The 10,951-nt window shown below is 61.9% G+C and carries 11 protein-coding genes; 5 read left to right on the forward strand and 6 right to left on the reverse strand.

The window, feature by feature from the left end; all coding sequences use genetic code 11:
- The first annotated feature begins 60 nt into the window (after nucleotides 1-60).
- From rpmB to nadB, 3 genes are all read left to right on the forward strand, one after another.
- Nucleotides 61-294, forward strand: a complete 234-nt coding sequence (rpmB, locus tag QOC89_RS28195; RefSeq protein WP_007180631.1) for a 50S ribosomal protein L28 — start codon at nucleotides 61-63, stop codon at nucleotides 292-294.
- A 10-nt stretch (nucleotides 295-304) separates the two neighbouring features.
- Nucleotides 305-472 (forward strand): 50S ribosomal protein L33, encoded by a 168-nt coding sequence (rpmG, locus tag QOC89_RS28200; RefSeq protein WP_007180630.1) that lies wholly within the window; start codon nucleotides 305-307, stop codon nucleotides 470-472.
- A 260-nt stretch (nucleotides 473-732) separates the two neighbouring features.
- Nucleotides 733-2,331: an L-aspartate oxidase gene (gene nadB / locus QOC89_RS28205; protein ID WP_323048038.1), complete on the forward strand. Its 1,599-nt coding sequence runs from the start codon at nucleotides 733-735 to the stop codon at nucleotides 2,329-2,331.
- Between the two features lie 92 nt (nucleotides 2,332-2,423).
- Here the strand turns inward: nadB and nadC are convergent, their stop codons facing one another.
- The 6 genes from nadC to purN all read right to left on the reverse strand — a co-directional run bounded on the left by nadC (nucleotide 2,424) and on the right by purN (nucleotide 9,347).
- Complete coding sequence (gene nadC, locus QOC89_RS28210; RefSeq protein ID WP_323048039.1) at nucleotides 2,424-3,323, reverse strand: carboxylating nicotinate-nucleotide diphosphorylase; 900 nt, start codon at nucleotides 3,321-3,323, stop codon at nucleotides 2,424-2,426.
- Nucleotides 3,323-4,462: a quinolinate synthase NadA gene (nadA, locus tag QOC89_RS28215; RefSeq protein WP_323048040.1), complete on the reverse strand. Its 1,140-nt coding sequence runs from the start codon at nucleotides 4,460-4,462 to the stop codon at nucleotides 3,323-3,325. The genes nadC and nadA overlap by 1 nt, the downstream gene beginning before the upstream one ends.
- Before the next feature lie 143 nt (nucleotides 4,463-4,605).
- Entirely contained in the window at nucleotides 4,606-5,802 is a 1,197-nt protein-coding gene (locus QOC89_RS28220; protein ID WP_323048041.1) for a fatty acid desaturase, read from the reverse strand.
- A gap of 204 nt (nucleotides 5,803-6,006) precedes the next feature.
- Nucleotides 6,007-7,365 carry a mechanosensitive ion channel family protein gene (locus QOC89_RS28225; protein ID WP_323048042.1) on the reverse strand — a complete coding sequence of 453 codons (1,359 nt, stop codon included), beginning with the start codon at nucleotides 7,363-7,365 and terminating at the stop codon, nucleotides 6,007-6,009.
- 72 nt (nucleotides 7,366-7,437) lie between these two features.
- A complete protein-coding gene (locus QOC89_RS28230) occupies nucleotides 7,438-8,697 on the reverse strand; it encodes an RsmB/NOP family class I SAM-dependent RNA methyltransferase (RefSeq protein WP_323048043.1) in 1,260 nt (419 codons plus the stop codon).
- Nucleotides 8,694-9,347, reverse strand: coding sequence for a phosphoribosylglycinamide formyltransferase (gene purN, locus QOC89_RS28235; protein WP_323048044.1), 654 nt, complete (start codon nucleotides 9,345-9,347; stop codon nucleotides 8,694-8,696). Before purN ends, QOC89_RS28230 begins: the two co-directional genes overlap by 4 nt.
- A gap of 118 nt (nucleotides 9,348-9,465) precedes the next feature.
- Here purN and QOC89_RS28240 point away from each other — a divergent pair, with 118 nt between their 5' ends.
- Complete coding sequence (locus QOC89_RS28240) at nucleotides 9,466-10,461, forward strand: bifunctional riboflavin kinase/FAD synthetase (RefSeq protein ID WP_323048045.1); 996 nt, start codon at nucleotides 9,466-9,468, stop codon at nucleotides 10,459-10,461.
- Nucleotides 10,462-10,630: 169 nt separating this feature from the next.
- Nucleotides 10,631-10,951: class I tRNA ligase family protein (locus tag QOC89_RS28245; protein WP_323048046.1), on the forward strand; the 321-nt coding region annotated here is incomplete at its 3' end.

Below are 10,951 nucleotides of genomic sequence, written 5' to 3' on the forward strand. Positions count from 1 at the left end.
CTCTTTTCGGGAAACTTTCACGGCGTTCGAACTCAGAATTAGCGTATTAGGAGTGCTCTCATGGCACGCGTATGCCAAGTAACTGGGAAAGCGCCGATGAGCGGCAACAACGTTTCCCACGCGAACAACAAAACCAAGCGCCGGTTCCTTCCGAACCTGCAAAACCGCCGTATTTGGGTGGAAAGCGAAAACCGTTGGGTGCGTCTGCGCGTTTCGAACGCCGGCCTGCGCCTGATCGACAAGAACGGTATCGACGCTGTGCTCGCAGATCTGCGCGCACGCGGTGAAGCCTAAGGAGTAAATCATGGCGAAAGGCGCACGCGACAAGATCAAGTTGGAATCGACCGCAGGCACGGGTCACTTCTATACGACGACGAAGAACAAACGCAACATGCCGGAAAAGATGCTGATCAAGAAATTTGATCCGGTCGTCCGTAAGCACGTTGAGTACAAGGAAACCAAGATCAAGTAAGTCTTGGATCCTGCCTGACGAAGACAAAAAGATTTGCAAAAAAGCCTCGCATTCGTGCGGGGCTTTTTTGTTTTCAACGTGCCGAGACTGCGCCGTCGCTGCGCAGCTTAACTGCCCTTTCATCCTCGCTGTTGCTCTGTAAGACAGTCTTATCCCGTTCGGCCAGCTTTCCCTCATTCGTCGCGGCGCGTATCCTTTCTCGTTTTACGGCATGCGAACGGCATGCCGTCATGGCACAACGAAAGACGGAGATGTAGGCAATGGAATTCGATGTAGCGATTGTCGGTAGTGGTCTGGCAGGTTTGAGCGTCGCGCTCAATCTCGCGGAGACCCGGCGGGTTGCGGTGGTCGCCAAGCGATCGATAACCGAAGGTGCGAGCGATTGGGCGCAAGGCGGGATTGCTGCCGTGCTGGATTCGGCGGACAGCATCGAAAACCATGTCCGCGACACACTGATCGCCGGTGGCGGTCTGTGCGACGAAGCCGCAACACGCTTTATCGTCGAACACGGACGCGCCGCGATCGAATGGCTGATTGAGCATGGCGTGCCGTTCACCAAAGACGACGCCGCCGAACTCGGCTTTCACCTGACACGCGAAGGCGGTCATAGCCATCGCCGAATCATTCATGCCGCGGACGCAACCGGCCATGCCGTGGTTGCCACGCTCAGCGAGCGTGTGCGCCATCACCCGAACATCACGTTGCTCGAAGACCACTACGCGATCGATCTGATCACGTCCGACCGCCTTGGTCTGCCGGGCCGTCGCTGCCATGGTTTATACGCACTCGATCTGCAAAGCGGCCGGACCGTCACGATCGAGGCGCCGCATACCGTGCTCGCCACCGGTGGCGCCGGCAAGGTCTATCTGTACACCACCAACCCCGACACCGCGACCGGCGACGGCATCGCCATGGCGTGGCGCGCGGGCTGCCGCGTGTCGAACATGGAATTCATCCAGTTCCATCCGACCTGCCTGTTCCACCCTTATGCAAAGTCGTTCCTGATCTCGGAAGCGGTACGTGGCGAAGGCGGCATTCTGAAACTGCCGGACGGTACGCGCTTCATGCCCAACCACGACGAACGCGCCGAACTCGCACCGCGCGACATCGTGGCGCGCGCGATTGACTTCGAGATCAAGAAACGCGGCATTGATTGCGTGTATCTCGACATCAGCCATCAGCCACCTGAATTCCTGCGCGAACACTTCCCGACAATTCTGGCCCGCTGCCTCGAATTCGGCATCGACATCACCAAGGAGCCAATCCCGGTTGTGCCTGCCGCGCACTACACCTGCGGCGGCGTCGTGACGGACCTGGCTGGACGGACCGATCTTGCTGGCCTCTACGCAGTCGGTGAGACGTCATGCACGGGTCTTCACGGCGCGAACCGCCTTGCCAGCAACTCCCTGCTCGAATGTCTCGTGATCGGACGCTCCGCAGCGCAGGCCATCGAGGAAGAAGGCTTCAGCGCCGCCGTCCACGCGCCGCTGCCAGACTGGGATGAAAGCCGCGTGTCTGATCCGGACGAAGAAGTGGTGGTCGCGCACAACTGGGATGAACTGCGCCGCTTAATGTGGAACTACGTCGGCATCGTGCGCACGGACAAGCGGCTTGCACGAGCCAGGCATCGGCTGGCCCTGCTCCGTGACGAAATCCATGAGTATTACGCGAACTTCAAGGTGAGCCGCGATTTGCTTGAACTGCGCAATCTGGTCGACGTGGGTTCGCTGATCGTCGAAGGCGCTCGCTCACGACGCGAAAGCCGCGGCCTGCACTTTAGCCGCGATTGGCCGGCCACGTTGCCTAAGGCGCTGCCGACCGTACTGTCACCGGAACATGTCCGCAACCGCAATGTTTGATTTATGAAAGCTGAAACGAGAAGGCCATCGCCAGGGAATCCGGCGATGGCCTTTTCGTTGATTGCTGACGTCCAGACCTGGACGCGCGTGGCTCAGACGATTCGCATCGAGTAATCGGTTGCGCGCACGTCCTTGGTCAGCGCCCCGATCGACACGCGATCGACGCCCGTTTCCGCGATGGTCCGCACCGTCTCGAAGTTCACACCGCCAGACACTTCCAGCACCGCCCGCCCCGCCGTGATACGCACTGCGTCGCGCATCGCGTCGAACGAAAAGTTGTCGAGCAGAATGGATTGCGCGCGATGCGCCAATGCGGTTTCTAATTGGGCCAGCGTTTCGACTTCGATCTGAATCGACACGCCCGCATTCAGCGCAAGCGCCGCATCCATTGCGGCACCCACGCCGCCGGCTGCGGCGATGTGGTTTTCCTTGATCAGAATGCCGTCGTACAGTGCGAGCCGCTGATTTGCGCCGCCGCCCACGCGCACCGCGTATTTCTGCGCGAGCCGCAAACCCGGCAAGGTCTTGCGCGTATCGAGGATACGGGTTCGCGTGTGAGCAATTGCCTCGACGTAGCGACGCGTTGCGCTCGCCACGCCCGACAGCAGCTGGAGGAAGTTCAGCGCATTGCGTTCGGCAGTCAACAGCGCGCGGACAGGACCGCGCAGCTCGCAGACCGGCGTATCCGCGGTCATCCGATCGCCCTCGCGATACCGCCACTGCAGCTCGATACGCGGATCGATCTGACGCATCACCGCGTTGAACCAGAGCACACCGCATAACACCGCGTCTTCACGCACGATGATGCGTGCATCGCGCACATCGTCTGCGGGAACGAGGCGGCCGGTCTGATCGCCCGAGCCCACGTCTTCGGCCAATGCGTCGGCGACATTGCGCGCCAACGCGGCATCGAATGCCGCGCCGTACTGCGCATGAATCTCCGCGTACAACGGCGACACCGCCTCGACCTGATTACGTTCCACCGCCCCCATTACGCTGCCCCCATGTTTGAATACAGTTGCGCATCGCGCGCGAGATCGCCACTTGCCTGCACGCGCTTCTTATGACGCGCCGCGAAGTCGAGCATCCGGTCGATCGGCAGACGCGCCCGCTCGCCAATCGCTCGATCGACGAAAATTTCGTTGTGGCCGCGCTCGAGCACGTCGGCCAGATTGGCGAGGCCATTCATCGCCATCCACGGGCAATGCGCGCAGCTCTTGCAGGTCGCACTGTTGCCCGCCGTTGGCGCGGCGATCAATGTCTTGCCGGGTGCGGCGAGTTGCATCTTGTGCAGAATGCCGAGATCGGTCGCGACAATGAACTGCGTCGCGTCGAGTTTTTGCGCGGCGTCGATCAACTGGGTTGTCGAACCCACCACGTCCGCTTGCGCAACCACATTAGCCGGTGACTCCGGGTGCACCAGCACCTTCGCGCCCGGATATTCGGCGCGCAGCAGATCGAGTTCGATGCCTTTGAATTCGTCATGCACGAGACACGAGCCCTGCCACAGCAACATGTCCGCGCCGGTCTTGCTCTGGATATAACTGCCGAGGTGACGGTCCGGCGCCCAGATAATCTTTTCGCCGCGTGCGTGCAGATCGGCGACGATCTCCAGCCCGATCGACGACGTCACCATCCAGTCCGCCCGCGCCTTGACGGCCGCGCTGGTGTTCGCGTACACGACCACCGTGCGATCCGGGTGAGCGTCACAGAAAGCTGAGAATTCGTCGACCGGACAGCCTAGGTCGAGCGAACAGGTCGCATCGAGATCAGGCATCAGAATGCGCTTGTTCGGACTCAGGATTTTCGCGGTCTCGCCCATGAAGCGCACGCCTGCTACCACCAGCGTTTGCGCCCCGTGATCGCGGCCGAAACGCGCCATCTCCAGCGAGTCGGCGACGCAGCCGCCGGTTTCGTCGGCGAGCTCCTGCAGTTCCGCGTCGACGTAATAGTGCGCGACGAGCACCGCTTTCTCGCGCTTGAGCAATGCACGGATGCGCTCCTTCAGCGCCACCCTCTGTTCCGCCGACGGTGCATCGGGCACCTTCGCCCAAGCCTGCCCGATCCCGCAAGCTGTGCCTTGCGCCTGTGGCCGGTCGTATTCGACGGTCCTGATCGCCTGCTGATCCATGATCTCCTCTTGCCTTCGCTCTGCCGCCGCGGACACTCAATCGGGTGCCGTTGCAATTTCCGCGGCCCAAAAAGCAAAACCCCGCCAACGCGGGGTTTTGTGACGTAACGAAATTTTAATGGATTTCGCGCTCAGGCATACGATCAAGCATAACGGCGCAGACGCATCGCGAATTCCTGGAGCGCCTTGATACCGCTCTGTTCAGCTCGATGACACCAATCCTGCAACTGAATCAGCAATTGATCGCGCGATGCATTCGAACGCTCCCACATGGCCGCCAGTTCATTGCGCATGTCGATGTAGGTCTTGAGCTTCTGGCTGTTTGCGAAGATTTGTGGCAACTGGCGCTTCTGCGGCTCGTCGAGACCCGCCTCTTCCTTGTGGAACCAGCTACGCGCACCACGCATTACCTGATATTTCTCGCGCGCGCCAACTTCCTTCAGATGCGCCAACTCCTGGCGGTAAGCGCGCTTGAGCGCCTTGCCGTAACGCGCCATCACTTCGTAGCGGTTGGCCAGCACGGCTTGCAACGTGTCCTGATCGAGCACCAGCTTGCCAGTGGTCAGACGCGGCGTAGGTGCGATCTTCTTTACCTTGGCCAGGCGGAACGCCGACATGATGCGGATGTACATCCAGCCGATATCGAACTCATACCACTTGTTCGACAGCTTGGCCGACGTTGCATACGTGTGGTGATTGTTATGCAACTCTTCGCCGCCAATGAGGATGCCCCACGGGAAGATGTTGGTGCTGGCATCCGACGAATTGAAGTTGCGGTAGCCCCACCAGTGCGCGAGACCGTTCACCACGCCGGCTGCCCAGAACGGAATCCACACCATCTGCACGGCCCAGATCGTCAGGCCGACCACGCCGAACAACGCGACGTTCAGCACCATCATCAGGCTCACGCCGAGGATCGGGTACTTGGTGTACACGTTGCGTTCCATCCAGTCATTCGGGGTGCCGTGACTGAACTTGCGCATGGTTTCTTCATTTTTGGCTTCGGAACGGTACAGTTCCGCGCCTTCCAGCAGCACCTTCCAGATGCCGCGCGTTTGCGGGCTGTGCGGATCTTCTTCGGTCTCGCACTTGGCGTGGTGCTTACGGTGAATCGCGGCCCATTGGCCGGTCAGCATGCCGGTGGTCATCCACAGCCAGAAACGGAAAAAATGACTGACGGCCGGATGCAACTCCAGCGCGCGGTGCGCCTGGCAGCGATGCAAATAGACTGTCACGCAAATGATCGTAATGTGCGTCGCGACCAGCGTGTACAGCACAAGTTGCCACCACGAGAAGTGCAGCACGCCGTGGGCAAGGAAATCGAGCAAGGAATTCAACAAGGCAATTTACCTGTGGAACAAGAGACGCCAGACAGACGCAAAATGCGCGTGTCAAGAAAGTGAAAGCATACAGCGGGATTGGACGATATTCTACTTGAAGCGTTCCAAGTGTTTGTAACAAATAGGGAATTTTTGTGCGATATCAAGAGGATGGAACTCGCCCGAGAGATCCTGTTAGACCTTCCAGCGGGTTCGAAGTGCCCGTCAATGGGCGCTATCGGCGGGATTAGCCACAAGAGGAACGGTCATTGTTACCGCTTGCGGCATTGCGTCGCTGATATTGCCGACGATTCGCACTTCGCGTTGCGCGAAAGGAATCGCGATGTCGTGCTCGGAGAACAAACGCCAGATGTTGCGATTGACGGCCGAGCGCACGCCCGAAGTACCCGTCGCCGCGTCCTCGATCCAGAATCCCAGTTCGAGATTGATGCCGTCTGGGCCGAAGCTGGCCAGATAAGGCGTAGGCGCCGGCTCCTGCAGCACCCGCGCGACGCCCTGAGCCGCTTGCGCAAGCAACGCCATCGCCTGCTCGACGTCGGACGTATACGCGACCTGCACGGCCAGCTTGGCATAGCCGCGCGTCAGATACGAAGACTGGTTCTGCACCACATCCGTAATCAGCTTTTCGTTCGGAATCAGCGTTTCGATGCCGTCCAGGCCACGCACCACCGTATAGCGCGTGCGAATCTGCGTGACCATGCCCTGCAAGCCGCTGACATTGATCGTGTCGCCAATGCGCAGCGAGCGATCGATCAGAATGATGAAGCCCGAGACGTAGTTGCTCGCGATCTTCTGCAGCCCGAACCCAAGCCCGACACCAAGCGCGCCGCCGAACACGCCCAGCACCGTGATATCGATCCCGACCAGTGACAGGCTGATCAGCACCGCCCCCAGCACGAACAGCGCACGGCCGAGGCGCGCCATGACCACTTTCAGGTTGGCGTCGAGCGTGGTGGAGCGAATCAGACGGTCTTCGAACGCCGAGCCCAGCCACATCGCGACAATCATCGTCACGCAGACCCACAGAAGACCCGTGATGAGCGACAGCAGCGTCATATGGGCGTTGGCGACGCGGAAATGCACGCTGCCCATCCACGCGATCACGTCGTCCTGAATGCCCATCACCGTGAGCACCATGCCGATCCACACGACCAGCGAGACGATTTTCTCGACGAGAAATAGCCACGGATGAGTCTCGCCGCCCTGGCTGAACACCCGTCGCGCGAAGAAAAACACAATGTAAATCAGACCGATACCGAACAAAGGCACCAGCGCCAGGTCGAGTAGCGCCGTGTGCATGAACGGGCCGGTGATCGCCCGCGCGAGCCAGACGAGTGCCGCGCCGATCAGAGGAAAGAACGCGCGGTTCAGGCTCTCCGCACCAAAACGCAGGGTCTGGTAACGCGTCTGGCGCCGCAAATCGAGCGCCCGGCGCAACAGCCGCGCGAGCAGCCAGGCAATGACGAGCGTGCCAACCAGCACGCCGACCTGCCACAACATCACCGGTTGGCCGAAGTCGCGCGCAAGGTCGCCGAACATGTGCGGAAAAATGCGGTTTTGCATGATGTCGCAGAAGTCGCCGGCGCGCCGTGTTCGGGAGGGAACCTGGCCGCGCCGGCAGATAGCCTGTTGCAGTTAGCTCTGGCGTTCCAGCACGGCGGCGAAGAAGCCGTCGGTGGCGTGGCGGTGCGGCCACAGCGACAGATAGTCGCCCATTTCCAGCTCGATGCGCTGTTCGGCCAGCACGTCGCGCGCGGGGACCAGGGCGAAGTCCGGATGGTCGGCGAGGAATTGCTGCACGACGGCTTCGTTTTCCGCTTCCAGAATCGAGCAGGTTGCGTAGACGAGACGGCCGCCTTTCTTCACGAGACGCGAGGCGCTGGCCAGAATCGACGCCTGCTTCGGCGCCAGTTCGGCGACCGAGTCAGGCGACTGGCGCCACTTCAGGTCCGGATTACGGCGCAGCGTTCCCAGCCCGCTGCACGGCGCGTCGACCAGCACGCGGTCGATCTTGCCGGCGAGACGCTTGATCTTCGCGTCGTGTTCGCTGTCGATCAGCACCGGATTCACGTTCGACAGGCCGCTGCGCGCGAGGCGCGGCTTGAGCTTGGCCAGACGACGCTCGGAGACGTCGAATGCATAGAGACGCCCCGTTGAGCGCATTGCCGCGCCCAGCGCCAGCGTCTTGCCGCCCGCGCCCGCGCAGAAGTCGACGATCATTTCGCCGCGCTTGGGCGCGACCAGCGAACACAGCAACTGGCTGCCCTCGTCCTGGACTTCGACCCAGCCGTGCTGGAAGGCGTCGAGCTTGGTGAGCGGCGGCTTGCCGACCACCCGCACGCCGAACGGTGCGAACGGCGTGGCGCCGCCCTCGATGCCGGCCTTCGACAACGCGTTCAGCACGTCGTCGCGGCTTGCCTTGATCGGGTTCGTGCGCAGGTCCAGCGGCGCCGGATAGTTCAGCGCGGCGGCCAGTTGCGCCAACTCCTCAGCTTCGAAACGCCTGGAAAGCGCCTGATAGATCCAGTCGGGCAGATTCAGGCGAATCCGCAGCGGCAGGCTTTCCGGATCGATCTTCGCGACGTGTTCGAGCCAGTGCGACTCGGTATCCGACAAAAACGGCTTGAGCGCGGTGCGCCCAGCCGTCTGCATCAGTCCCAGCAAGGCCATGCGGCGCGCCGGGCTGCCCGTGCCGCCTTCGGCCAGATGGGCGAATTCCATCCGGCGGCGCAGCACGGCGAAGACCGCCTCGGCGATCACGCCGCGCTCGCCGTGCCCGAGCTTAGGGTGCGCGCGGAAAAAGCGGCTTGTCGTGGCGTCGGCCGGGCCGTTCAGTTTCAGGACTTCAGCCAGCAAAGTCTCGGTTTGTCCAATCAAAAAACCATGTAATCTCATGCGCCCTCTCCGGCGGTGTGACCGGCAAAGAGCCATTGCGGCTCCGGCGGCGTAAGCGTGACACGCAAGCCGTCGAGAGCAAGACGCCCTTCGACGAACCAGCGCACCGCGCGTGGATAAATAATGTGTTCGATTGCCAGCACGCGTTCGGCGAGCATGGCGGGAGTGTCGCCTGCCTCAACGGGGACAGCCGCCTGCGCGACGATCGGCCCGTGATCCAGCTGCGACGTGACAAAATGCACCGACGCGCCGTGCAGCCGCACGCCGGCGTCCAATGCCTGTTGATGGGTTTTCAGCCCCGGAAAGCTCGGCAGCAGCGAAGGATGCACGTTCAACATGCGCCCGGCGTAGTGGTCGACGAAACCGGCCGTGAGCACTCGCATGAAGCCCGCGAGCACGACCAGATCGGGTGCAAAGCTGTCGATGGTTTGCGCGAGCGCGGCGTCGAAGCTGTCGCGCCCCTCAAACTGGCGGTGGTCGACCACCGCCGTGGCAATACCGTGCGACGCGGCGAACTCAAGGCCCGCAGCGTCAGGACGGTTGGCAATCACGGCGGCGACTTGCGCCGCCCAGCCCTCGTCCGCGCAGGCGCGAATGATAGCTTCCATATTGCTTCCCCGTCCGGAAATCAGGATGACGAGTTTTTTCATCCGCGGATTTTATCATTCGAGGGGCACTGAAACGGCGACGCGCCGCCGTCTCGTGCGCTGAGCGTTTATAATCGTTTGTTTTGCGGCATCTCGCCCGCCCTACCTTAAACCCGCTATCGTGAGAGTCTTCCGCGGTCTTCCCAATGCTGAAAGCCGTGCGCCCTGCGCACTGACCATCGGCAACTTCGACGGTGTCCACCGCGGCCATCAGGCTTTGCTCGCCCACGTCCGGGCAGCAGCCGACGCGCGCGGCCTGCCCGTCTGTGTGATGACCTTCGAGCCGCACCCGCGCGAGTTCTTCAACCCGGCCGGCGCGCCGCCGCGGATCGCGATGCTGCGCGACAAGCTCGAGGCGCTGCGTACCAACGGTGTCGATCGTGTGGTGGTCGAGCATTTCAATCACACGTTTGCCAGCCAGTCGCCGGATGCATTTGTCGAACGGATCATCGTCAATGGTCTGCATGCCCGCTGGGTGATGATCGGTGACGATTTCCGCTACGGCGCGAAGCGCGCGGGCGATTTCGCATCGCTCAAGGCCGCGGGTCAACAGTACGGTTTCGAAGTCGAACAGATGGCCACGGTTGCCGATCCGTCGGGCGCGCGCATTTCCAGCTCGGGCGTACGCACCGCGTTGGTGGCGGGCGACCTCGACTCGGCGCGTGCCGCGCTGGGCCGCGATTATCTGATCAGCGGGCACGTCGTGCACGGCATGAAGCTCGGCCGCGATCTCGGCTTCCCCACGCTCAATCTGCCGATCGCCCACAAGCGTCCGGCGCTCGCCGGTATTTTCGTGGTGCGCGTGCATGGGGTGGCAGACGTTCCGTTGCCGGGCGTGGCAAGCCTCGGCTTGCGCCCCACTGTCGACGACTCCGGCCGCGTGCTGCTCGAAGTGCATCTGCTCGACTGGCACGGCGACGCGTATGGCAAACTCGTGCGCGTCGAATTCCTGAAGAAGCTGCGCGACGAGGAAAAGTACGTCGACCTCGAAACGCTGACTGCCGCCATCTCGCGCGACGTCGCCAATGCCCGCGCGTGGTTCGCGGCCGTCGGCGCCGGCACGCCGGGCAGCCGTTCCACCGGTTTCGCCACCTCGGCCACCGACCGAATTAGATAGCCGCCGCGGTACATGCCAGCGCACGGAGTGCTGCATGTACCCACCGCTGCGCGCATCGAAGGGCGTCCGTGGATCACGCGACATGCCTGCCGGGCGCGCCCCACGCCCTGCGCATCTTGCGCTTACCGCAGCCTCGCTGCGCTTAGAAAGAATTCACCGCGACCTCATCATGAGCAACAAGAAAGCCGATTCGAAACCGCAGTCACGCTACCCGGTCAACCTGCTCGACACGCCGTTCCCGATGCGTGGCGACCTGCCCAAACGCGAGCCGCAATGGGTCAAGGAATGGCAGGAACGCAAAGTCTACGAGACGATCCGTTCTGCTTCCAGAGGCCGCAGGAAGTTCATCCTGCACGACGGCCCGCCGTATGCGAACGGCGACATCCACCTCGGCCACGCGGTCAACAAGATCCTGAAAGACATGATCGTCAAGGCGCGCAATCTGGCGGGCTTCGACGCGGTCTACGTGCCGGGCTGGGATTGCCACGGC

Source organism: Paraburkholderia sp. (assembly GCF_034668105.1).
GTDB lineage: Bacteria > Pseudomonadota > Gammaproteobacteria > Burkholderiales > Burkholderiaceae > Paraburkholderia.